Annotated in this window: 15 protein-coding genes; 11 read left to right on the forward strand and 4 right to left on the reverse strand. The window is 62.4% G+C overall.

Features of this window, described 5'->3' with window-relative positions; genetic code table 11:
- The first annotated feature begins 47 nt into the window (after window positions 1-47).
- Window positions 48-1,685, forward strand: a complete 1,638-nt coding sequence (gene pvdP, locus ACR52_RS25430) for a pyoverdine maturation tyrosinase PvdP (RefSeq protein ID WP_048730669.1) — start codon at window positions 48-50, stop codon at window positions 1,683-1,685.
- Window positions 1,686-1,718: 33 nt separating this feature from the next.
- Here pvdP and ACR52_RS25435 read toward each other — a convergent pair whose 3' ends face one another.
- Window positions 1,719-2,963: a methionine gamma-lyase gene (locus tag ACR52_RS25435; protein WP_048730670.1), complete on the reverse strand. Its 1,245-nt coding sequence runs from the start codon at window positions 2,961-2,963 to the stop codon at window positions 1,719-1,721.
- A gap of 123 nt (window positions 2,964-3,086) precedes the next feature.
- On the opposite strand from ACR52_RS25435, the gene ACR52_RS25440 reads away from it, so the two are divergent.
- From ACR52_RS25440 to ACR52_RS25470, 7 genes are all read left to right on the forward strand, one after another.
- On the forward strand, window positions 3,087-3,557 hold the full coding sequence (locus ACR52_RS25440; RefSeq protein WP_048730671.1) for an Lrp/AsnC family transcriptional regulator: 471 nt from the start codon (window positions 3,087-3,089) through the stop codon (window positions 3,555-3,557).
- Window positions 3,558-3,857: 300 nt separating this feature from the next.
- Window positions 3,858-5,990, forward strand: a complete 2,133-nt coding sequence (gene nosR, locus ACR52_RS25445) for a transcriptional regulator NosR (protein ID WP_048730672.1) — start codon at window positions 3,858-3,860, stop codon at window positions 5,988-5,990.
- 11 nt (window positions 5,991-6,001) lie between these two features.
- Window positions 6,002-7,903, forward strand: coding sequence for a TAT-dependent nitrous-oxide reductase (gene nosZ, locus ACR52_RS25450; protein ID WP_048730673.1), 1,902 nt, complete (start codon window positions 6,002-6,004; stop codon window positions 7,901-7,903).
- 228 nt (window positions 7,904-8,131) lie between these two features.
- The gene (locus ACR52_RS25455) at window positions 8,132-9,379 is read left to right on the forward strand and encodes a nitrous oxide reductase family maturation protein NosD (RefSeq protein ID WP_048730675.1); all 1,248 of its coding nucleotides are present in this window, start codon (window positions 8,132-8,134) and stop codon (window positions 9,377-9,379) included.
- Window positions 9,376-10,299, forward strand: coding sequence for an ABC transporter ATP-binding protein (locus ACR52_RS25460; RefSeq protein WP_048730676.1), 924 nt, complete (start codon window positions 9,376-9,378; stop codon window positions 10,297-10,299). Before ACR52_RS25455 ends, ACR52_RS25460 begins: the two co-directional genes overlap by 4 nt.
- Window positions 10,296-11,126, forward strand: a complete 831-nt coding sequence (locus ACR52_RS25465; RefSeq protein ID WP_048730677.1) for an ABC transporter permease — start codon at window positions 10,296-10,298, stop codon at window positions 11,124-11,126. Before ACR52_RS25460 ends, ACR52_RS25465 begins: the two co-directional genes overlap by 4 nt.
- Before the next feature lie 27 nt (window positions 11,127-11,153).
- Window positions 11,154-11,669: a nitrous oxide reductase accessory protein NosL gene (locus ACR52_RS25470; protein WP_048730678.1), complete on the forward strand. Its 516-nt coding sequence runs from the start codon at window positions 11,154-11,156 to the stop codon at window positions 11,667-11,669.
- Between the two features lies 1 nt (window position 11,670).
- On the opposite strand, the gene ACR52_RS25475 is transcribed toward ACR52_RS25470, so the two are convergent.
- The 3 genes from ACR52_RS25475 to ACR52_RS25485 all read right to left on the reverse strand — a co-directional run bounded on the left by ACR52_RS25475 (window position 11,671) and on the right by ACR52_RS25485 (window position 15,578).
- The gene (locus tag ACR52_RS25475) at window positions 11,671-12,351 is read right to left on the reverse strand and encodes a Crp/Fnr family transcriptional regulator (RefSeq protein WP_048730679.1); all 681 of its coding nucleotides are present in this window, start codon (window positions 12,349-12,351) and stop codon (window positions 11,671-11,673) included.
- Window positions 12,352-13,131: 780 nt separating this feature from the next.
- Entirely contained in the window at window positions 13,132-13,779 is a 648-nt protein-coding gene (gene narL / locus ACR52_RS25480; RefSeq protein ID WP_048730680.1) for a two-component system response regulator NarL, read from the reverse strand.
- Window positions 13,776-15,578 carry a HAMP domain-containing protein gene (locus ACR52_RS25485; protein ID WP_048730681.1) on the reverse strand — a complete coding sequence of 601 codons (1,803 nt, stop codon included), beginning with the start codon at window positions 15,576-15,578 and terminating at the stop codon, window positions 13,776-13,778. The genes narL and ACR52_RS25485 overlap by 4 nt, the downstream gene beginning before the upstream one ends.
- A 326-nt stretch (window positions 15,579-15,904) precedes the next feature.
- On the opposite strand from ACR52_RS25485, the gene ACR52_RS25490 reads away from it, so the two are divergent.
- Genes ACR52_RS25490 through ACR52_RS25500 form a run of 3 tightly spaced genes read left to right on the forward strand, consistent with a single transcriptional unit; the run spans window position 15,905 to window position 22,377 of the window.
- Window positions 15,905-17,146, forward strand: coding sequence for an MFS transporter (locus tag ACR52_RS25490; protein WP_048730682.1), 1,242 nt, complete (start codon window positions 15,905-15,907; stop codon window positions 17,144-17,146).
- A gap of 2 nt (window positions 17,147-17,148) precedes the next feature.
- A complete protein-coding gene (locus ACR52_RS25495; protein WP_048730683.1) occupies window positions 17,149-18,546 on the forward strand; it encodes a NarK family nitrate/nitrite MFS transporter in 1,398 nt (465 codons plus the stop codon).
- A 57-nt stretch (window positions 18,547-18,603) separates the two neighbouring features.
- Window positions 18,604-22,377, forward strand: coding sequence for a nitrate reductase subunit alpha (locus ACR52_RS25500; protein WP_048730684.1), 3,774 nt, complete (start codon window positions 18,604-18,606; stop codon window positions 22,375-22,377).

Here is a 22,377-nt window from a genome sequence, read left to right on the forward strand (position 1 = left end):
GCGTGCAAACGTTCTAGCTCTGATAAAGCCGTTTCCTAAGGTAGACAATGACCATCTCTCGACGTGGGTTCATCGCAGGCCTGGCGCTGACCGGCGCGGCCGTGCCGGCGGCCTTTTATGCCCATCGCGAGTTGACGCGTGAAGAATTTCCCATCACCCCCGGCGAAGCCACGGTGGATTTGGCCGACACCGCCGGTCAGCACCTGGCGAACACCTTGCGCGGCGTGTGGAGCCTGCGCCTGGAAGGTCATGACGCCGGTCTCAAGGGCCTGCCCTTGCAAGGCCTCGAACTGCTGCTCGACATCGCCCCGCGCGGCCGGGGCCTGCGCGGCTACCTCGACACCGCTGAAAACCTGCGCGCCAATGGCGAGCCTCGCTATCGCGTATTGGGTGATTTGCTGACCGGGGAGGGCGCGTTGCTCTATTGGCGCCTGATCGATCGCGACTCGGCCGGCGGCGCCCCGGCCTATGAATTCAAGATGACCGTCGATGAAGTCTGGGGCGTGTTCGCCAACGCTGGCAGCAGCACGCTGAGCGGGCAGATCCTCAACCTCGAACGCCCTCTGGCCTTGACCGAGCGCGACAACCGCTTCATCGCCCACAAGCAGCTGTTTCCCGAAGCCCGCGAGCGCATCGGCCTCAACCCGGCCCTGTTGGCCTGGCTGATCTCCCCGGAGCACCGCCTGTTTCACCAACTCTGGCACGCCACCCGCGACCAGTGGCACAAGCTGTCCGAAGAAAAACGCGACGCCCTGCGCGGCATTGGCTGGCAGCCCGGCCCGCGTGGCAAGGAGCGCGACGCCCGTGGCAAACTCAAAGACCGCAACGGCTCGGGCATCGACTTCTTCTTCATGCACCGGCACATGCTCGGCACTGCACGCTCGCTGCAGGACCTGCCGTCATGGCCGCAATTCCCCGAGCCACAACCGGCCCTGGAACGCGATCGCCTGGGCTTCCTGCGTTACTTCGACAACCACGATGGGTTTGCCCTCCCGCCCACCTGGTCAGCGCCGGATGACAGCGACTACACCCAGTGGGTCAGCGATATCAAGGCGGCCGAGACCTATCACAGCAATTTCCAGGTCTGGGAATCCCAATACCGCGACCCGCGTTACCTGGCCAAACTGAGCCTGGGGCAATTGGGTTCGGAGATGGAATTGGGCCTGCATGACTGGCTGCACATGCGCTGGGCCTCCGTGCCCCGCGACCCCTCCAATGGCGCCCCCGTACCTTTTGCCCGCGACCCGGCGGACTTTGCTGCACGCTGGTATGCGGCGGAAAACGACTTCCTCGGCGACCCGTTTTCCTCCCACGTAAACCCGGTGTTCTGGCACTTCCACGGTTGGATCGATGACCGCGTCGAAGACTGGTTTCGCGCCCACGAGCGGTTCAATCCCGGCGAAGTCAGCCGGCGTGAAGTCAACGGCGTGGCCTGGTTTGCGCCGGGCCGTTGGGTGGAAGTGGGAGACCCGTGGTTGGGGCCGGATACCCATGGCTGCAGCACCACGCCGGGGTTGCAGATGGGGCGGTCGATGGAGATGGACCCGGAGACGATGAAGCTCGCGTTGCGGATCACCTTTGGTGCGGAGGATGAGCTGTTGCAGGGGTTGTTCAAGCGGGTGCCGAAGCGGCCTTGGTATGCGCGGCATTTGAAACTGAAGAGCTCCGGAACCGTTCCCACATGACCGTGTGGGAACGAATAACTCCGCGCGTCAGGGTTATCTCACAGCCTGTTCAGCCATCGCGGCGTGACGTGGAACCGCGCGCATGCACTTGGCCAGCGCCTGCTGCACATCCGCCAGCAAGTCGGCGACGTCCTCGAGCCCGACCGACAAGCGCACCAGCCCCTCGCTGATCCCGTGCCGCGCGCGCTCCTCCGGGGTGTAGGTGGAGTGGGTCATGCTCGCCGGGTGCTGGGCCAGGGATTCGGCATCGCCCAGGCTCACTGCACGGCTGAACAGCTTGAGTGCATTCATGAAGCGCCGACCGGTCTCGATCCCGCCCTTGAGCTCGAAGGCAATCATGCCGCCGGCCATGCGCATTTGCCGCGCTGCCAATTCGTATTGTGGGAAAGAACGCAGGCCTGGGTAGGTCACTCGCACCACGGCCGGGTGCGCCTGCAAGGCTTCGGCCACGGCCTGGGCGTTGCTGCAATGGCGGTCCATGCGCAGGGCCAAGGTCTTGAGGCCGCGCATCAGCAGTGACGCGTCCTGGGGCGACATTACTGCGCCGGTCAGGTCCTTGAGCCCTTGCAACCGAATGCGTTGCGCCAGGGCCTGATTACTCACTGCGATGCCGGCGGTGATATCGCCATGCCCGCTGAGGTACTTGGTGGCTGAGTGCACTACTACATCGGCGCCCAGGTCCAGGGGGCGTTGCAGGTAGGGCGTGCAGTAGGTGTTGTCGACTACCACCGTGACATTGGGCTGCTGGTGCGCGATTGCAGCCACGGCGGCGATGTCCACCAGTTGCAGGTTGGGGTTGGCCGGGGTCTCGAAGTAGATCATGCGGGTGGCGGGTGAGAGCGCATCACGCAGGGCGGCCAGGTCGGTAAGGTCGACATGGCGCACCTTGATACCGAATTCGCCAATGCCGTGGTGCAACAGGGCGAAGGTGCAGCCGTAGAGGGTCTGGCTGACGATCACCTCATCGCCCGGGCGCAACAGGGTCCAGAACGTTGCAGCAATCGCGCCCATGCCGGAGCTGAACGCAATTGCGGCTTCACCGTTTTCCAGGGTGGCCATGCGCGATTCGAGCAGGGCCAGGGTTGGGTTGGAAATGCGTGTATAGAAATGGCCGTTTTCTTCACCGGCAAAACAGGCCGCGCCGTATTCGACGGTAGGAAAAGCAAACGTGGCCGACAGGTAGATCGGCGGGACGAGGGCACCGTGGTGGTCTTGTGGGTCATAACCGTGGTGGATGGCGCGGGTGGAAAAGCCGAATGCATTGTGTTTATTGTTCATGTCGGACGCTCCTTATTTCCTACAATGCTATGCTCATAACCACAGCTGAACTTTGCAAAGTTTGCTGAAAAATCCTGTGTTATGGGATGAAACGTCCATAAAAATAATGATTAGAGGCAAGCTATGCCCGTCAGTCTGGATCGTACCGACAAAGCCCTTTTAAACGCGCTGCAAGGCAATGCCCGCCTGACCGTGGCCGAACTGGCCGACCGCGTCTCACTGACCACCTCGCCGTGCTGGCGGCGTGTCAGGAACCTGGAAGAGAGCGGGGTGATCAGTGGTTACCAGGCGATCCTGTCGCCCAAGGCGCTGGGGTATGGGGTGACGGCGTTTGTCAGCATCATGATGGAAAGCCACACCCAGGAAATCGCCCGGGCCTTTGAGCAGCGGCTGTTGGAGATTCCAGAGATTGTGGCGTGCCATAACGTGTCGGGGCGCTATGACTTTTTGCTGGAGGTGGTGGCGAAGGATCTCGAGTCGTTTGGGGAGTTTGCGCGGGAGGTGTTGCAGACGTTGCCGTGCGTCAAGGAGATCTATTCGAGTTTTTCCTACAAGTCGGTACGGCCGTTGCGGGTGATTCCGCTGTCGGGGTGATCCTCGGTGTGCTGAGACTGTTGATCGTTCCCACGCGCAGCAAAGGAATGCCGCCCCGGACGCTCCGCGTCCCGATCTCAGCACCTATCTCAAGCCTTGCGCTAGGTGACGCGGAGCGTCACGGGATGCATTCCTTTGCTGCGCGTGGGAACGATCGATAGCTACCCAACCCACCCCGCGCTCAAACGCCACACCTGCAATCTCCATCGCACGGGCCCGACTTGATCCTGATCAAGGGCCTCCCGCCATCACCGCCCCTACCATCGATCCCATCTTCACCGCCACAAGCGAAGGGATCTCATGACCCGCTCCACGCGCCCGATACATCGCTGGCTTGCCCTGCTGGTGCTGTTGCTGATCACCTGCACGGCCGCCCAAGCCAAGCCCTACGGCGACATCGAGCAACAACGCATCGACAACACCTTCCCCCAGCACGATGCGGTCTCCGCACCCGGTGGCAAATTCAAGGTGCGCACGATTACCCAAGCCGGCAAGCCCGTCGGCTACGTATTCCAGAGCCTGGACGTGATGGCGATCCCGGCGTATTCGGGCAAGCCGATCAACACCCAAGTCATTCTCGACACCGCCGGCGTCATCCGCGACGCGTATGTGCTGGAGCACCACGAACCGATCCTGTTGATCGGCATTCCCGAAGTGAAGCTGCACGAATTTACCGCCCACTATGCCGGCGTCGATGTGCGCCAGCGCGTGGTGGTGGGGCGTTCCAGTGACCCGAAGGCGGTAACGGTGGATGCGATTGCCGGCGCCACGGTGACCGCGATGGTGGTCAACGAAGGCGTGATGCGCGCGGCCCATGAAGTCGCGGTGTCGCTCAAACTGATCGACGGCAAGGCGGCCACGGCGCAGAAAGTTGCGCTGATCCGCACCGACAATTTTGCCTCCGCCACCTGGGAGCAGTTGACCGGCAATGGTGCGATTCGCCGTCTGCACTTGACCCGTGGCCAGGTGGACGCGGCGTTCAAGGACACCGCTGCCGAAGCGGGCGGCGCGGCCGATGAGACCTTCATCGACCTCTATGTGGCCGATATCAACCCGCCAAGTATTGGTCGCAACCTGTTGGGCGAGGCGCATTACGCCAGCTTGATGCAGGCGCTCAAACCCGGCGAGCAGGCCATTGCGGTGTTGGGACGGGGGCTGTTTTCGTTCAAGGGCTCGGGCTATGTGCGCGGCGGGATTTTCGACCGGGTGCAACTGCGTCAGTTCGGCAACGTGATCAGCTTTCGTGACCTCGACCACCAGCGCATCGACGATGCCTACGCCGAGGGCATACCGACTTTCGACGAGATGTCAGTGTTTATCGTGCGCCCCCAGGCCGGTTTTGATCCCGGTTCGGCCTGGACCCTAGAGCTGCTGGTGCGGCGCCAGACCGGCCCGGTCAGCGGCACTTTCAGCAGCTTCGAATTGCCCTACCAGATGCCGGAAGAGTACCTGGAACGCCCGCTGCCCACGCCCGCAGAACAAGCCGCAATCGATGAAGCCAACCGCCCGCTGTGGCTGAGCATCTGGTACCAGAAGCAGGCCCAGGTGCTGGTGCTCGGCGCCGCGCTGGTGCTGCTCACCGCGATTCTGTTCCTGCAGGACAGCCTGGCCCGTCGCCCACGGTTCCTGCACTGGCTACGCAGAGGCTACCTGGTGTTCACCGTGGGGTTCATCGGCTGGTATGCGTTGGGGCAGTTGTCGGTGGTTAACGTGCTGACCTTTGTGCACGCGTTGTTCCAGGATTTTCGCTGGGAACTGTTCCTCACCGACCCGCTGATCTTCATGCTCTGGGTGTTCACCGCCGCCAGTATTTTGCTGTGGGGCCGAGGCGTGTTCTGCGGCTGGCTGTGCCCGTTCGGGGCCTTGCAGGAGTTGCTCAACGAAGCCGCACGCCGCCTGAAAATCCGCCAGTTCGAATTGCCGTTCGCGCTGCACGAGCGGCTGTGGGCGATCAAGTATTTGATCCTGCTGGGGCTGTTCGGCCTCTCGCTGGAATCCATGGCCACCGCTGAACGCTTTGCCGAAGTGGAGCCGTTCAAGACCGCCATCACCCTCAAGTTCGACCGCCAGTGGTGGTTCGTGCTCTACGCCGTGGCGCTGCTGGTGATCAACCTGTTCACCCGCAAAGTCTACTGCCGCTACCTGTGCCCGCTGGGCGCCGCCCTGGCGATCCCGAGCAAGTTCCGCCTGTTCGACTGGCTCAAGCGTCGCCAGGAATGCGGCAACCCCTGCCAGCTGTGCGCCAGGGAATGCGAGATCCAGGCGATCCACCCGGACGGCCATATCAACGCCAATGAATGCCACTACTGCCTCGATTGCCAGATGACCTGGCACAACGAAAACAAATGCCCGCCGCTGATCAACAAGCGCAAGAAGCGCAACAAGGCGGCACCGGCACAGATTCCCGTGGTGCAACTGAATCCCAACGCTTGAAGGAGCTACCCATGAACGATACAGACGAAAAACATGACGGCCTGACTCGGCGCAGTTTCCTTGGTACGGGAGCAGTCACCGGCGTCGTGCTGGCCGGGGCTTCGGCCCTCGGCGGCGCGGTGTTTACACGCGAGTCCTTTGCTGCTGCGGCCAAGGACGCCAAGTCGAAGATCCATGTCGAACCCGGCCAGCTCGACGACTACTACGGCTTCTGGAGCGGCGGCCACCAGGGCGAAGTGCGCGTGTTGGGCATCCCGTCGATGCGCGAGCTGATGCGCATCCCGGTGTTCAACATCGACTCGGCCACCGGCTGGGGCCTGACCAACGAGAGCAAGCGCATTTTGGGGGAGGGCGCCAAGTACGCCAACGGCGATTGCCACCACCCGCACCTGTCCACCACCGACGGCCGCTACGACGGCAAATACCTGTTCATCAATGACAAGGCCAACACCCGGGTGGCGCGTATCCGCCTGGACATCATGAAGTGCGACAAGATCCTCACCGTGCCCAACGCCCAGGCTATCCACGGTCTGCGTCTGCAAAAAGTGCCCTATACCAAGTACGTGTTCTGCAACGCCGAATTCATCATTCCGCACCCCAATGACGGCAAGAATTTCGACCTGCAGGACCGCAACGCCTTCACGATGTTTAACGCCATCGACGCCGAGAAAATGGAAATGGCGTTCCAGGTGATCGTCGACGGCAACCTCGACAACGCCGACATGGACTACACCGGCAAATACGCGGCCGCCACTTGCTACAACTCGGAAAAGGCCACCGACCTTGCCGGCATGATGCGCAACGAGCGCGACTGGGTGGTGGTGTTCAACATCCCGCGCATCGAAGCGGCGATCAAGGCCGGCAAGTTCATCAGTGTGGACGGGGCCAAGGTGCCGGTGGTGGACGGGCGCAAATCCGAGGACGGCAAGGACAGCGAGTTCACCCGCTACATCCCCGTGCCGAAGAACCCCCACGGCTGCAACACCTCGCCCGATGGCAAGTACTTCATCGCCAACGGCAAGCTCTCGCCCACCTGCACCATCATCGCCATCGACAAGCTCGACGACCTGTTCAGCGGCAAGATTCCTGACCCGCGCGGTGTAGTGGTCGGCGAACCGGAACTGGGCCTGGGCCCGCTGCACACCACCTACGACGGGCGCGGCTTTGCCTACACCACGCTGTTTATCGACAGCCAGGTGGTCAAGTGGAACATCGCCGAGGCTATCCGCGCGTATGGCGGCGAGAAGGTCAACTACATCAAGCAGAAACTCGATGTGCAGTACCAACCGGGCCACAACCATGCGTCGCTGACCGAAACCCGCGACGCCGACGGCCAGTGGCTGATGGTGCTGAGCAAATTCTCCAAGGACCGCTTCCTGCCCACCGGCCCGTTGCACCCGGAGAACGACCAGTTGATCGACATCTCCGGCGACGAGATGAAACTGGTGCACGACGGCCCGGCTTTTGCCGAACCCCATGACTGCGTAATGGCGCGCCGCGACCAGATCAAGACCAAGAAAATCTGGGAGCGCAACGACCCGTTTTTTGCCGAGACGGTGGCCATTGCCAAGAAGGACGGGATCAACCTGGAAACCGACAGCAAGGTGATCCGCGACGGCAAGAAAGTACGCGTGTACATGACCTCCATGGCCCCGGCCTACGGGCTCACGGAGTTCACCGTCAAACAGGGCGATGAAGTCACCGTGACCATCACCAACATCGACATGATCGAGGACGTGACCCACGGCTTTGTCATGGTCAACCACGGCGTGAGCATGGAAATCAGCCCGCAGCAGACCTCATCCATCACATTCATTGCCGATAAACCTGGACTGCATTGGTACTACTGCAGCTGGTTCTGCCACGCCCTGCACATGGAAATGGTGGGGCGGATGAAGGTCGAGCGCGCCTGACGAAAGCACACCGCAGGGCACATGTGGGAGGGGGCTTTTGTGGCGAGGGCGCTTGCTCCCGTTGGGCCGCGCAGCGGCCCCGCGCTTTGTTTAAACAGACGGGGACTGCTACGCAGTCCAACGGGAGCAAGCTCCCTCGCCACAGTTCCCCATTAAGTGAACAGCATTGTGGCTCACACCGGACCGTATTCGCTCAAGGACATCACTGTGGCTCGATCACTCATCACCATGATAGGGCTCGCACTGCTTTCGTTCGGGTTGAACGCCGCCGTACGCCCGGTCACCGACTTGCCCCTGCAAGCCGACGGGCCCAACCAATGGCGCCTCCGCGCCGGCGAGTACCGGGGCTCGTTCAGTATCGACCATCCCCTGCAATTGACCTGCGACCCCGGCGCCATTTTCCAGGCCGAGGGGCAGGGCAATGGCCTGCTTATCAGCGCCCCGGACGTCAGCGTCCAGGGCTGCACCTTTCTCGATTGGGGTCGCGACCTTACGGCGATGAACGCCGGTGTCTTTATCCAGCCCCAGGCCCAGCGCACGCAATTGCTCGGTAACCGCCTGCAAGGCCCGGGCTTTGGCATCTGGGTCGACGGCACCGAGGGCGTGAGCCTGATCGGCAACCGTATCCAGGGCGATGCCTCGATCCGTTCCCAGGACCGTGGCAACGGCATTCACCTGTACGCCGTGCACGGTGCCCGCGTGATCGATAACCAGGTGCGCGACACCCGCGACGGCATCTACATCGATACCTCCAACGGCAACCTGCTGCAAGGCAATACCCTGGAAGACCTGCGCTACGGCATCCACTACATGTTCGCCAACGACAACCAGGTGCTGGGCAATACCACACGCCGCACGCGCACCGGCTACGCCTTGATGCAAAGCCGCAAGCTGACGGTGATCGGCAATCGCTCCGAGCAGGACCAGAACTACGGCATCCTGATGAACTACATCACCTATTCCACCTTGCAGGACAACGTCGTCACCGACGTGCGCGACGGCGCCACCGGCGACACGATGATCGCGGGTGGCGAAGGCAAGGCGCTGTTTATCTACAACTCGCTGTTCAACCGCATCGAGCGCAACCGGTTTGCGCGCAGCGCCGTGGGCATTCACCTCACGGCAGGCTCTGAAGACAATCGCATTGCCGGCAACGCTTTTGTCGACAACCAGCGCCAGGTCAAGTACGTCGCCAGCCGCTTGCAGGAATGGTCGGCGGACGGCCAGGGCAACTACTGGAGCGACTACCTGGGCTGGGACCGCAATGGCGACGGCCTGGGCGATGTGGCCTACGAGCCCAACGACAACGTCGACCGCTTGCTGTGGCTCTACCCCCAGGTCCGCCTGTTGATGAACAGCCCCGGCATCGAGTTGCTGCGCTGGGTGCAACGGGCGTTCCCCGTGATGAAATCGCCGGGGGTGATGGACAGTCACCCGCTGATGCAAGCCCCCACGCATAAGGAATCCGCATCATGAATGTGGTCGAGATCAACGGGGTCACCCAGCACTACGGGCAGGCCACCGTGCTGCATGAGTTGAACCTGAGTGTGGCGCCTGGCGAGGTGCTGGGGCTGTTCGGGCATAACGGCGCGGGCAAGACCACCAGCATGAAGCTGGTGCTCGGGTTGCTCCAGGCCAGTGCTGGGCAGGTCCGCGTGTTTGGTCGCTCGCCCAGTGACGCGCAGGTGCGGCAGAGGCTGGGCTATTTGCCGGAAAACGTCACGTTCTACCCCCAATTGAGCGGCGTCGAAACCCTGCGCCACTTCGCCCGGCTCAAGGGCGCGCCGGCGAACCAGGTGGACCGCCTGCTGGACGATGTCGGCCTGACCGTTGCGGCGGGACGGCGGGTCAAGACCTACTCCAAGGGCATGCGCCAGCGCCTCGGCCTGGCCCAGGCGCTGCTCGGCGAACCGCAGTTGTTGCTATTGGACGAGCCCACCGTGGGCCTCGACCCGATTGCCACCCAGGACCTGTATCGCCTGCTCGACCGCCTGCGCGCGGGAGGCACCAGCATCATCCTGTGCTCCCACGTATTGCCCGGCGTCGAGGCGCATATCAACCGCGCGGCGATCCTCACCCAGGGCCGACTGCTGGCGCTGGGCAGCCTTGCGCAGTTGCGCGCGCAGGCCGGGCTGCCGACGCTGATCCGCACCTGTGGCCTGCAGCATAGCGAGGTATTGCAGCAACGCTGGAGCGCCGCCGGCCATGTCACCCAGCGCTGGGGCGTGGACGGGCTGCAAGTGGCGGCAAGCAGCGGCAACACGCTTGAACTGCTGCGCCAACTGCTGGCCGAAGACAGCCCCAGCGAGGTGGACATCCTGCCGCCGTCCCTGGAAGACATTTACCGTCACTACGTGAACAGCGGCGTGGTCACGGCCAAGGAGGCCCTGTTATGAACCCGATCTGGAACATGGCGCGCAAGGAGTTCTGCGATGGCCTGCGTAACCGTTGGCTGCTCGCGATCAGCCTGTTATTCGCAGTGCTGGCCATCGGCATTGCCTGGTTGGGCGCTGCGGCCGCCGGGCAACTGGGCTTCACCTCGATACCGGCGACCATCGCCAGCCTGGCCAGCCTGGCGACCTTCCTGATGCCGTTGATTGCGCTGTTGCTGGCCTATGACGCGATAGTCGGCGAAGACGAAAGCGGCACGTTGTTGCTGCTGCTCACCTATCCCCTGGGGCGTGGGCAAATCCTGTTGGGCAAGTTTGTCGGCCACGGGCTGATTCTAGCGCTGGCCACGGTGATCGGGTTCGGCTGCGCGATGCTCGCCATTGCGCTGCTGGTCGATGATGTTGAACTGGGTGTGCTGCTCTGGGCCTTTGGCCGCTTCATGCTGACCTCGACGTTGCTGGGCTGGGTGTTTCTGGGGCTGGCGTATGGCCTGAGCAGCCTGTGCGCGGAAAAGTCCACGGCGGCAGGCCTGGCGCTGGGCGTCTGGTTCTTTTTTGTGCTGGTGTTCGACCTGGCGCTGCTGGCCCTGCTGGTCGTCGGCAAGGGCCAATTCAACCCGCAGGGGTTGCCCTGGCTGTTGCTGCTCAACCCCACCGACGTGTACCGGCTGATCAACCTGTCCGGTTTCGACACCGGCACCCCCTCTATCGGCGTCATGGCCCTGGGCACTGACCTCGACCTGCCGCCCCACCTGCTGTGGGCGTGCCTGCTGGGTTGGGTGGCCTTGCCACTGGCGCTGGCCTACGCGCTGTTCAGGCGCCGAGCGGCGTGAATTTTTATGACTGTTGGAGTGATCGATATGGGTTTCAAAACACGGGTTGTGGCCACGTTGCTTGCCTGTCTGCTGCTGACAGCGTGCGACAAGGCGGTGAAGTCGAGCTTCAGCGACGCGCCGGTGGCGTTTCATCCCAACGATGAATGCCATGTGTGCGGCATGGTCATCAACGAATTCCCCGGACCCAAGGGGCAAGTGGTGGAGCGGGGCGGGGTGAAGAAATTCTGCTCCACCGCCGAGATGCTCGGCTGGTGGCTGCAACCGGAAAACCACCACGACAGCGCCAAGCTCTACGTGCACGACATGGGCCGCAGCCATTGGGACACGCCGGATGACAGGCACCTGATCGACGCTCGCACCGCGTTCTACGTGATCGGCACCGGGCTCAAGGGCGCGATGGGGGTGGTGCTGGCGTCGTTTGCCGATGAGGCGAAGGCGCAGAAAGTGGCGACGGACAGCGACGGTCGGGTGTTGCGGTTTGATCAGATCGATTTGGCGGTGTTGCAGCAACCCATGGGGATGATGCACAGCGGGCATTGAATCAGCCGGCCTGATACCCCATCAATTGCTCTTCGCACAAGATCCGAATGGTGCGCCGTTGCACCTCGATCAACCCGCCTTCCACCAGCCGGTGCAGAATCCTTGAAAAGGTCTCCGGCTGGATCCCCAGCTTCGACGCCACCAGGCGCTTGGGCACTTGCAGCACCACCTCTCCACTCAACGTATCGCGCTCCTGGAACAGGAAATTGATCACCCGGCGGCTGGCGTTGGCCAGGGTCAGGGTGTCGATGTCCTTGAGGCGTTGATGCAGGTGGATGCTCATGCTGGCCAGGATCGCCAGGCAGATTTTTGGCTGGTCTTCCAGGGCACGGCGGTAGTGTTGGCCTTCGATGCTGACCAGCACGCAATCCTTGAGCGCGGTGGCGCTGACCGGGTAGGCCTTGGCTTGGGTGAACAGCAGGGCTTCGGCGAAGGTCTGGCCGGGTTGGATGACTTCCACCAGGTGTTCCTGGCCTTCGCCGGTGACGCGGTGCAGTTTGATCTGGCCGCTGACCAGCAGGAAGAAACGGTCGGCGGGGTCGCCCTGGTGCATCAACGGTGCGTGGTTGGGCAGGCGCTTGAGATTGGCCAGGGTGCAGACGTCCTCGAAGGTTTTTTCGGGGAGTTGGCTGAACAGGTGGTGCCTGCGCAGGGTTAGGACGATTTGGGGGTGGGTTAGCATTGGGGGCCTCCGCGGGTGGTTAGGGTAGGGGGGGCCAGGGGTTGGGGGATATGCCTCTATTGGGGTACCTCTTGTGGATAGTTTTCGGTGTACATATCCATTCCTGCGGTAATGGCCACCTATGGTTCCGCTCTTACAGCGGGTCACTTTTGGAAGAGCCGGAATGCCGGCCCAGCCAAAAGTAACCAAAAGGCTCTCGCCCCACCACTCGGCACCTCGCTTGGGCTCGGTGTGCCCTCACTCCGGCTTTGGAGCGTGGGCCGCCGCCATGGGCCATCCCTGGCCCAGGGCGGCTAACCCGGCGTCCTGCCGGGTTGCCCACGCTCCAAAGCCTGCGTTCGGCCAGCGTGGTTTTACGGGGCGCCCCAGATCAAAAGCAAAGGCGCGGCGGCCTTATAGCCGACCGGTTTTGTGTGTGCCGAACTCGGTTAGAAATGTGGGAGGGGGCTTGCTCCCGATGAGGCAGTGTCAGTTGATACATGTGTTGGCTGATCCATTGCCATCGGGAGCAAGCCCCCTCCCACATTTGGATCTCCATGGATCAGATAAACCTCGTCCTGTTTTTGCTCTGCTTTTGCTCTTGATCTTGATCTCAGGCGCCCCGTTAAACACGCTGGCCGGAGTGAGGGCACACCGAGCCTAGGCGAGGTGCCGAGTGTTGGGGCAAGAGCCTTTTGCTTACTTTTGGGCTTTTCAAAAGTGAGTCGCTGTAAGAGCGAAACCAATATCAGCCATTACCCAAATAACGGATATGTACCCAACCCCCAACCCCCAAAAGCCTCACCCCGCCTGCCGCAAATGCTCCATCGCCCAAACCGCCGCCTCCACCCGCGACCTCAACCCCAACTTATGCAGCAAATTCTTCACATGCACCTTCACCGTCCCCTCGGTAATCCCCAACTTATGCCCAATCACCTTGTTACTGTGCCCACTGGCAATCGTGCGCAACACCTGCCGCTCCCGCTCGGTCAATTCCACCGCCGCATGGGGTTGCGGCGAACGCAACGCCTGGGCCAACACCCGCGTCAACCCAGGGCTGATCACCAGCGCCCCATGCACCGCATCGCGGATGTACTGGATCAACAATTCCGGCTCCATGTCCTTGAGCAGGTACCCGTTGGCATCCAGGCGCAACGCATCACGAATGTCATCCTCGGCATCGGACACGGTAAACAGCAGCACCTTGCCCGCGTAGTTCATCGCCCGCAGGCGGCGCAGGGTTTCCAGGCCGTTCATGTGCGGCATGTTGTTGTCCAGCAGCACCAGGTCCGGTTGCAGCCCGTCGATCTGGTCCAGCGCTTCCTGGCCATTGCCGGCTTCGCCGACCACCTGCAAATCGTCTTCCAGTTCGAGCATCTGGCGCATGCCGTGGCGCATCATCGGGTGGTCGTCGACGAGCAAAATGCGGTGGCGGGTGAGGGTGTTCATGGGAGGGTGCCTTGTAGAGGTTGCCCGAGAAATTCCGGGTGAAAGCGTAATTGCACGCGCGTGCCCTGGGGCTCGCGGGGGCTGATGTCGAGTTGGCCGTGCAGGCTGCGTGCGCGCTCGTCCATGATGGTCAGGCCGTGGTGTTCGCGTTGGTCGACGGCGCCGCAAAACCCACGGCCGTCGTCCTCGATGCTCAGGCTCACGGTCTCGCCTTCCTGGCGCAGTTGCAGCCAGGCGTTCTGTGCATGGGCATGGCGCAGGCAGTTGGACAGGGCTTCGCGGGTCACTTGCAGCAAGTGGATCTGCTCACTGGCCGACAGCTGGAAGGCCAGGGCGTCGACGTGCAGGTGCACCTGGAATTCGCCACGCCGGGAAAACTCTTCGGCGGTGTCCTGCAGTTCGTGCACCAGCCCTGCGTCGTGGATTTGCAGGCGGAAGGTGGTGAGCAGTTCACGCAGTTGCCGGTACGCGTTGTTCAGCCCGTCGCGCAGTTCGGCGGTGACGGTGGCCAGGGTTTCCACCGGCTCGCCACGGCGGATCAGGGTTTGCATGCGGCTCACTTGCAGCTTCATGTACGACAGCGCCTGGGCCAGGGAGTCGTGCAGTTCGCGGGCGATGATGGTGCGTTCGTCGAGCAGCAACAGCCGATGGTCCTGTTCGCGCTGGCGTTTGAGCGACAACGAGGTGCCGATCAGGTTGGCCAGGGCCTGGATCAGCTGTTTCTCCCAGTCCTGGGGGGGATGGCCGTCGTCGAAGTGGGCCTTGAGTTCACCCAGTTCCGAGCCCTGGTTGCTGATGCTGAATACCTGAGGGAGCGCCACTTTGTGTTTCTGGCAGGTCGCGCAATCGCCGATGGCGCAGACGTTGCGGCTGTCACCCCCATGCAGGGCGAGCATCTGTTGGGCCGGTGCGAGGAAATGGCCCTGCAGGCACAGCGACAAACGCAGCCCCGGCAGGCGTTTCTGGAAGCGCCGGATCAATTCATCCAAGCCCTCGGCATTGGCCAGGCGCGTGGCCAGGCTGCGGCTGCTTTGGTAGAGCAGTTCGAGGGCAGCGTTGGCTTGTTGCAGGTTAAGCGTCTTGAGGCGCACCTGGCTTTCCAGGGTGTGGTGGGACGCTTCGATGGTTTCGGCCATGGCGTTGAAGCTCAGGGCCAGTTGTCCCAGCTCGTCTTCGGAGCGGTGGTTGACCCGGGTCTTGAAGTCGCCGTCACGAAACTTTCGAGTGGCGTGCACCAGTTCTTCCAGCGGGTTGACCACCCCGTACTGCAATTCGTACAGGCCGATCAGCAGGATGATCAGCGTGCTGAACAACGCCAGCCCCTGGATCCCTTGCTGCCAGCCCTGTTTCTGTTCGCTCTGTTGCTGCAACAGGCTGACGAACTGGTTCAGTTGCTCGACGAACTCCGGCGCGCTGGCCTGGAACAACGCGGCATCGCCGCGCACCACGGCCGGGTGCAAATCGTTGTTCCAGCGCTGTTGAATGCGTTGGTAGCTCTGCAACAGGGCGCTGCGCGGGCCGTCTTCCAGCACCGCCTTTAGCGACTGGCTATCGAGACGGCCTTGCAGGCTCTGGGCGATGGCGTCGATCTCGTCAGCCGGCGCCTCGGCGGCGAGTTTCCAGCTGAGGTGGTAGGTCTCCATGCGCACCGAACCTGCGGTGTTGATCGCAGCGGCGTCGCCCTGGCTGAACCAGGCGATCAGCCCGGCGCTCAACGAGCTGGCGAGGGCCAGGATGGCGATCAGGATCACTGCCAGGCCGGCCCGAGCAGGCAGGGAGCTGCGCAGCCACTTAAACATCGCGGCGTAATCGAAGGGGGGAGAAAGCCTGCATGGTGGCACCAGAAAAGGGAAAAAGGGCTGAAAAACTGCAATCCCTGGCGCACTACCTCTAAAGAGTTGCCGGCAAACCCTCCCACGGGAAAACACCGGCACAAGAGATCAATCCATTGATAAATAAAGACTTTCTCTTGTTATTGGAACTACCTCCTTAGAGGTATGTGGGGCCAGCATAGCTCTATACCCCCCGGGCGGACGTTGATCCAAGTCAAGTTCCACGGAGGTGCCGCCCCTAACCTGCGCTCATGGAATCACTTTCTGGAGCGCATACCGTGACTCAACCCCGTATGAGACAGGGCCTGGTGCTGGGCATGAGCACCCTGGCCTTCACCGTCTGCTTTATGGTGTGGATGATGTTCGCCGTGTTGGGCGTACCCATCAAAGAGCTGTTGCAACTCAACGAAACCCAGTTCGGCCTGCTGGCCGCCACGCCGGTGTTGACCGGTTCCCTGGTGCGCCTGCCGCTGGGCCTGCTCACCGACCGCTTCGGCGGGCGCATCGTGTTCTTCCTGTTGATGCTCGCCTGCGTCCTGCCGCTGTACCTGATCACCTACGCCACCGCCTATTGGCAGTTCCTCGTGCTGGGCCTGTTTGTGGGCCTGGCCGGCGGTTCGTTCTCGGTGGGCATCGCCTACGTCGCCAAGTGGTTCGACAAAGAGAACCAGGGCTTTGCCATGGGCGTGTTCGGCGCCGGCAACGCCGGGGCCGCGGTCACCAAGTTTCTCGCCCCGGCCTTGATCGCCCTCGGCACCTGGCACCTGGTGCCCAAGGTGTTCAGCGCCATCCTGTTTATTACCGCGCTGTTGTTTTGGTTTCTCACCACTGAGAACAAGGCCCACCGCAGTGCCGGTGGCGCCACGTTGCGCGAGCAACTGCTGTGCCTGAAGGACCCGGCGGTGTGGCGCTACTGCCAGTACTACTCGATTGTCTTCGGCGGCTATGTGGCCCTGGCGCTGTGGATGACCAAGTACTACGTGCAGGAATACGGTTTCAGCCTGCAAAGCGCCGCGCTGCTCGCCGCGTGTTTCTCCCTGCCCGGTGGCGTGCTGCGCGCGGTGGGCGGTTGGATGTCCGATCGCTGGGGCGCCCAGAGCGTGACCTGGTGGGTGTTGTGGGTGAGCTGGATCTGCTTGTTCCTGCTCAGCTACCCGCAGACCCAACTGCAAGTGACGACCGTCAGCGGGCCCCTGGATTTCCATATCGGCCTCAACGCCACCCTGTTCACCGTGCTGCTGTTCGTGATGGGCATCGCCTTCGCGTTCGGCAAGGCCTCGGTGTTCAAGTACATCGCCAATGACTATCCAAAAAACATGGGCGCGGTGTCGGGCATCGTCGGCCTGGCCGGTGGCCTGGGGGGCTTTGTGCTGCCGATCCTGTTTGGCGCCCTGGTGGACCTCACCGGCGTGCGCTCGTCCTGCTTCATGTTGATGTACGGCGTGGTCTGGGTGTCCCTGACCTGGATGTACTTCAGCGAAATTCGCAAGCAACCGCTTTTGGGCAACACCGCCCAACGTCTCCAAGGAGAATGAACATGTCCATCGCGCAAAAGCCTGGTTCGGGCCCGGTGATTCACGACTGGCGCCCTGAGGACCCCGCGTTCTGGGGCGCCAGCGGCAAAAAGACCGCCACCCGCAACCTGTGGATCTCTATCCCCGCGCTGTTGCTGGCCTTCGCCGTATGGATGGTCTGGAGCACGGTGATCGTGCGCCTCAACGCCATTGGCTTCACCTTCACCACCGACCAGCTGTTCTGGCTCGCGGCCTTGCCGGGCTTGTCCGGCGCCACCTTGCGTGTGTTCTATTCGTTCATGGTGCCGATCTTCGGCGGGCGCCGCTGGACCGCCCTCAGCACCGCGTCGCTGCTGCTGCCGTCGCTGTGGATGGGCTTTGCGGTGCAAGACCCCAACACCCCCTACAGCGTGTTTGTGCTGATCGCACTGCTGTGCGGGTTTGGCGGCGGCAACTTTGCTTCCAGCATGTCCAACATCAGCTTCTTCTACCCTAAATCCCAGCAAGGCACGGCCCTGGGCCTGAACGCCGGCCTGGGTAACCTGGGTGTGTCGGTGATGCAATTTTGTGTGCCGCTGGTGATCACCTTTGGCGTGTTCGGCCTGATGGGCGGGCAAGCACAGACCCTGCCTGACGGCAGCCAACTGTGGCTGCAGAACGCCGGCTTCATCTGGGTGCCGTTCATTATCACCGTCACCGTGGCGGCCTGGTTCGGCATGAATGACCTGTCCAGCGCCCGTGCCTCGTTCAGCGAGCAAGCGGTGATCTTCAAGCGCAAGCACAACTGGCTGATGTGCTGGTTGTACCTGGCGACCTTCGGTTCGTTCATCGGCTTCTCGGCGGCGTTCCCGCTGCTGATCAAAACCTCGTTTCCGGACGTGGTCGCGCTGAAATTCGCCTTCCTCGGCCCCCTGGTCGGTGCCCTGGTACGCCCACTCGGCGGCTGGTTGGCAGACAAGCTGGGCGGTGCGCGAGTGACCTTGTGGAACTTCGTGCTGATGATCGTGATGGTGTTCGGCGTGTTGCACTTCCTGCCGCAGAACGGGCAGGGCGGCAGCTTCTACGGCTTCCTCGGGATGTTCATGTTGCTGTTCATCACCACCGGTGTGGGCAACGGCTCCACCTTCCGCATGATCCCGGTGATCTTCCGTACCCAGCACGAGAAAGCCAGCGCCGGCAAACCCGCCGCCGAGCGCGAACAGGCACTCAAGAACGCCGGCAAGGAATCCGCCGCGGTGCTGGGCTTCAGCTCGGCCATGGGCGCCTTCGGTGCGTTCTTCATTCCCAAGTCTTTCGGCACGTCCATGGCCGCTACTGGCAGCCCGGCGATGGCCTTCTACATGTTTGTCGGTTTCTACCTGAGCTGCATCGTCGTGACCTGGTGGTGGTACGCCCGCAAAGGCTGCGCCACGCCCTGCTGATCGACCCCGAATTCGCGGGGCAACGTACCCCGCAGCACGCCTGATGAGGAAAACATCATGAGTCACTTGCTGGATCAACTGCGGTTCTTCAACCGCAAACAAAACGAATTCTCCGAGGGCCACGGCGAGACCCGCAAGGAGTCCCGTGACTGGGAGAACGTGTACCGTTCCCGCTGGCAGTACGACAAGATTGTACGGTCGACCCACGGCGTGAACTGCACCGGCTCCTGTTCGTGGAAGATCTACGTGAAGAACGGCCTGATCACCTGGGAAACCCAGCAGACCGACTACCCGCGCACCCGTAACGACCTGCCCAACCATGAACCCCGTGGCTGCCCGCGCGGTGCCAGCTACAGCTGGTACATCTACAGCGCCAACCGGCTCAAGTACCCGAAAATCCGCAAGCCGCTGCTCAAGCTGTGGCGTGACGCGCGCCAGACCATGGCGCCGGTGGAAGCCTGGGCGAGCATCGTCGAGGACAAAGCCAAGGCCGACTCCTACAAGAGCAAACGCGGCATGGGCGGCTTTATTCGCTCGAACTGGGAGGAGGTGAACGAGATCATCGCCGCTTCCAACGTCTACACCATCAAGCAATACGGTCCGGACCGCATCGTCGGCTTCTCGCCGATCCCGGCCATGTCGATGGTCAGCTACGCGGCCGGCTCGCGTTACCTGTCGCTGATCGGCGGCGTGTGCCTGAGCTTCTACGACTGGTACTGCGACCTGCCACCGGCCTCGCCGATGGTGTGGGGCGAGCAGACCGACGTGCCGGAATCGGCCGACTGGTACAACTCCAACTACATCATCGCCTGGGGTTCCAACGTCCCGCAGACCCGTACCCCGGACGCACACTTCTTCACCGAGGTGCGCTACAAGGGCACCAAGACCGTGGCCATTACCCCCGACTATTCGGAAGTGGCCAAGCTCACCGACCTGTGGCTCAACCCCAAGCAGGGCACTGATGCCGCACTGGCCCAGGCCTTCAACCATGTGATTTTCAAAGAATTTCACCTGGACAAACCGAGCGCCTACTTCACCGACTACGCCAAGCGCTTTACCGACTTGCCGGTGCTGGTGATGCTCAAGCCCATGACCGGTTTCGCGCCGGGTGCAGGCTACCAGCCCGACCGCTTCCTGCGCGCATCGGACCTCGTCGGCAACCTCGGCCAGGACAACAACCCGGAATGGAAAACCATCGCCCTCGACGAGAGCGGCGAGCTGGTTTCCCCGCAAGGTTCCATCGGCTACCGCTGGGGCGAGAAGGGCAAGTGGAACATCCTCGCCAAAGAGGGCGGTGAAGGCCGCGCGATCGACCTGAAACTCAGCCTGATCGGTGACGACGTCGCCGAAGTGGCGTTCCCGTATTTTGCCGGCGAAGTCCAGGAGCACTTCCAGCACGTGGCCGGCGAGGCGGTGCAGTACCGCCGCGTGCCGGTGCACAACGTGACCCTGGCCGACGGCAGCGTGGCCAAGGTTGCCACTGTGTTCGACTTGTCGGCCGCCAACCTGGCCATCGACCGTGGCCTGGGCGGCAATAACGTGGCCAAGGACTACGACGACGCCACCGTGCCGGGCACCCCGGCGTGGCAGGAAGCGATTACCGGCGTCAGCCGCGAGAAAGCCATCCAGATCGCCCGTGAGTTCGCCGACAACGCCGACAAGACCAAGGGTCGCTCGATGATCATCGTCGGCGCGGCGATGAACCACTGGTACCACATGGACATGAACTACCGCGGGCTGATCAACATGCTCATGCTCTGCGGTTGCGTCGGCCAGACCGGCGGCGGTTGGGCCCACTATGTGGGCCAGGAAAAACTGCGCCCGCAATGCGGCTGGCTACCCCTGGCCTTCGGCCTCGACTGGAACCGCCCGCCACGCCAGATGAACGGCACCAGCTTCTTCTACGGCCACAGTTCGCAATGGCGCCACGAGAAGATGAGCATGCACGACGTGCTCTCGCCACTCGCCGACAAGTCGCAATTCCCGGAACACGCGCTGGACTACAACATCCGCGCCGAACGTGCCGGCTGGTTGCCCAGCGCGCCGCAACTCAACACCAACCCGCTGCACATCTGCCGTGACGCCGCTGCAGCCGGCATGACGCCAAAGGACTACGTGGTCAAATCCTGGCAGGACGGCAGCCTGCGTTTTGCCTGCGAACAGCCGGACAGCCCGGTGAACTTCCCGCGCAACATGTTTATCTGGCGCTCCAACCTGCTCGGTTCCTCGGGCAAGGGCCATGAGTACATGCTCAAGTACCTGTTGGGCACCAAGAACGGCGTGATGAACGAAGACATCGGCCACAGCACCGAATGCAAACCGACCGAGGCCGAATGGGTCGAGGACGGCGCCATCGGCAAGCTCGACCTGGTGACCACCCTGGACTTCCGCATGTCCTCCACCTGCGTCTATTCCGACATCGTGTTGCCGACCGCTACCTGGTACGAAAAAGACGACATGAACACCTCGGACATGCACCCGTTCATTCACCCGTTGTCGGCAGCCATCGACCCGGCGTGGGAGTCGCGCTCCGACTGGGAAATCTACAAGGGCATCGCCAAGGCCTTCTCGGCCATGTCGGTCGGCCACCTGGGCGTCGAGCAAGACCTGGTCACCGTCCCCCTGATGCACGACAGCGTCGGCGAACTGGCCCAGCCGTTCGGCGGCACCGATTGGAAAAGCGCCGGCGTGGCGCCTGTACCTGGCAAGAACGCGCCGAACATGGCCGTGGTGGAGCGCGACTACCCGAACATCTACAAGCAGTTCTCGTCGCTGGGCCCGATGCTGGAAAAACTCGGCAACGGCGGCAAGGGCATCAATTGGAACACCGATGAAGAAGTCGAATTCCTCGGCGAGCTCAACCATCACGAAAGTGATGCGGGCATCAGCCACGGCCGGCCTAAGATCGACACCGCCATCGACGCCGCCGAGGTGATCCTGTCCCTGGCGCCGGAAACCAACGGCAAGGTCGCGTTGAAAGCCTGGGCCGCGCTGTCGGAATTCACCGGCATCGACCACAGCCACCTGGCGATTTCCAAGGCCCACGAAGCGATTCGCTTCCGCGATATCCAGGCGCAGCCGCGCAAGATCATCTCCAGCCCGACCTGGTCAGGCCTGGAAGACGAGCACGTGAGCTACAACGCCGGCTACACCAACGTCCATGAAAACATCCCATGGCGCACCATCACCGGCCGCCAGCAGTTCTACCAGGATCACCCGTGGATGCAGGCGTTCGGCGAGCAGCTGATGAGCTACCGGCCACCGGTCAACACCAAGACCATCGAAGGCGTGAAGGGCAAGCGCAGCAATGGCGAGACCGAGATCGTGCTGAACTGGATCACCCCGCACCAGAAATGGGGCATCCACAGCACCTACAGCGACAACCTGCTGATGCTCACCTTGAGCCGTGGCGGCCCGATTGTGTGGCTCTCGGAAATCGACGCCAAGCGCGCCGGGATCGAGGACAACGACTGGATCGAGTGCTTCAACGTCAACGGCGCACTGACCGCCCGTGCGGTGGTCAGCCAGCGCGTCAAGGAAGGCATGGTGATGATGTACCACGCCCAGGAACGCATCGTGAACGTGCCAGGTTCAGAAACCACCAAGACCCGTGGCGGCCACCACAACTCGGTGACCCGTGTGGTGCTCAAGCCGACGCACATGATCGGCGGCTATGCCCAGCAGGCCTACGGTTTCAACTACTACGGCACGGTCGGTTGCAACCGCGACGAGTTTGTCGTGGTGCGCAAAATGGCCAAGGTCGACTGGCTCGATGGCTCCACCGGTGATGACTTGCCGCGCCCATTGCCGACTGATATCGAGGAGAACTGA

It is taken from the genome of Pseudomonas fildesensis (assembly GCF_001050345.1).
GTDB classification, from domain to species: Bacteria; Pseudomonadota; Gammaproteobacteria; order Pseudomonadales; family Pseudomonadaceae; genus Aquipseudomonas; species Aquipseudomonas fildesensis.

Excerpts from the sequence above, each read along its gene's own strand:
- pvdP (WP_048730669.1), top strand. The coding sequence starts at position 48 with ATGACCATCTCTCGACGTGGGTTCATCGCAGGCCTGGCGCTGACCGGC.
- ACR52_RS25435 (WP_048730670.1), bottom strand. The coding sequence starts at position 2,963 with ATGAACAATAAACACAATGCATTCGGCTTTTCCACCCGCGCCATCCAC.
- ACR52_RS25440 (WP_048730671.1), top strand. The coding sequence starts at position 3,087 with ATGCCCGTCAGTCTGGATCGTACCGACAAAGCCCTTTTAAACGCGCTG.
- nosR (WP_048730672.1), top strand. The coding sequence starts at position 3,858 with ATGACCCGCTCCACGCGCCCGATACATCGCTGGCTTGCCCTGCTGGTG.
- nosZ (WP_048730673.1), top strand. The coding sequence starts at position 6,002 with ATGAACGATACAGACGAAAAACATGACGGCCTGACTCGGCGCAGTTTC.
- ACR52_RS25455 (WP_048730675.1), top strand. The coding sequence starts at position 8,132 with ATGATAGGGCTCGCACTGCTTTCGTTCGGGTTGAACGCCGCCGTACGC.
- ACR52_RS25460 (WP_048730676.1), top strand. The coding sequence starts at position 9,376 with ATGAATGTGGTCGAGATCAACGGGGTCACCCAGCACTACGGGCAGGCC.
- ACR52_RS25465 (WP_048730677.1), top strand. The coding sequence starts at position 10,296 with ATGAACCCGATCTGGAACATGGCGCGCAAGGAGTTCTGCGATGGCCTG.
- ACR52_RS25470 (WP_048730678.1), top strand. The coding sequence starts at position 11,154 with ATGGGTTTCAAAACACGGGTTGTGGCCACGTTGCTTGCCTGTCTGCTG.
- ACR52_RS25475 (WP_048730679.1), bottom strand. The coding sequence starts at position 12,351 with ATGCTAACCCACCCCCAAATCGTCCTAACCCTGCGCAGGCACCACCTG.
- narL (WP_048730680.1), bottom strand. The coding sequence starts at position 13,779 with ATGAACACCCTCACCCGCCACCGCATTTTGCTCGTCGACGACCACCCG.
- ACR52_RS25485 (WP_048730681.1), bottom strand. The coding sequence starts at position 15,578 with ATGTTTAAGTGGCTGCGCAGCTCCCTGCCTGCTCGGGCCGGCCTGGCA.
- ACR52_RS25490 (WP_048730682.1), top strand. The coding sequence starts at position 15,905 with ATGAGACAGGGCCTGGTGCTGGGCATGAGCACCCTGGCCTTCACCGTC.
- ACR52_RS25495 (WP_048730683.1), top strand. The coding sequence starts at position 17,149 with ATGTCCATCGCGCAAAAGCCTGGTTCGGGCCCGGTGATTCACGACTGG.
- ACR52_RS25500 (WP_048730684.1), top strand. The coding sequence starts at position 18,604 with ATGAGTCACTTGCTGGATCAACTGCGGTTCTTCAACCGCAAACAAAAC.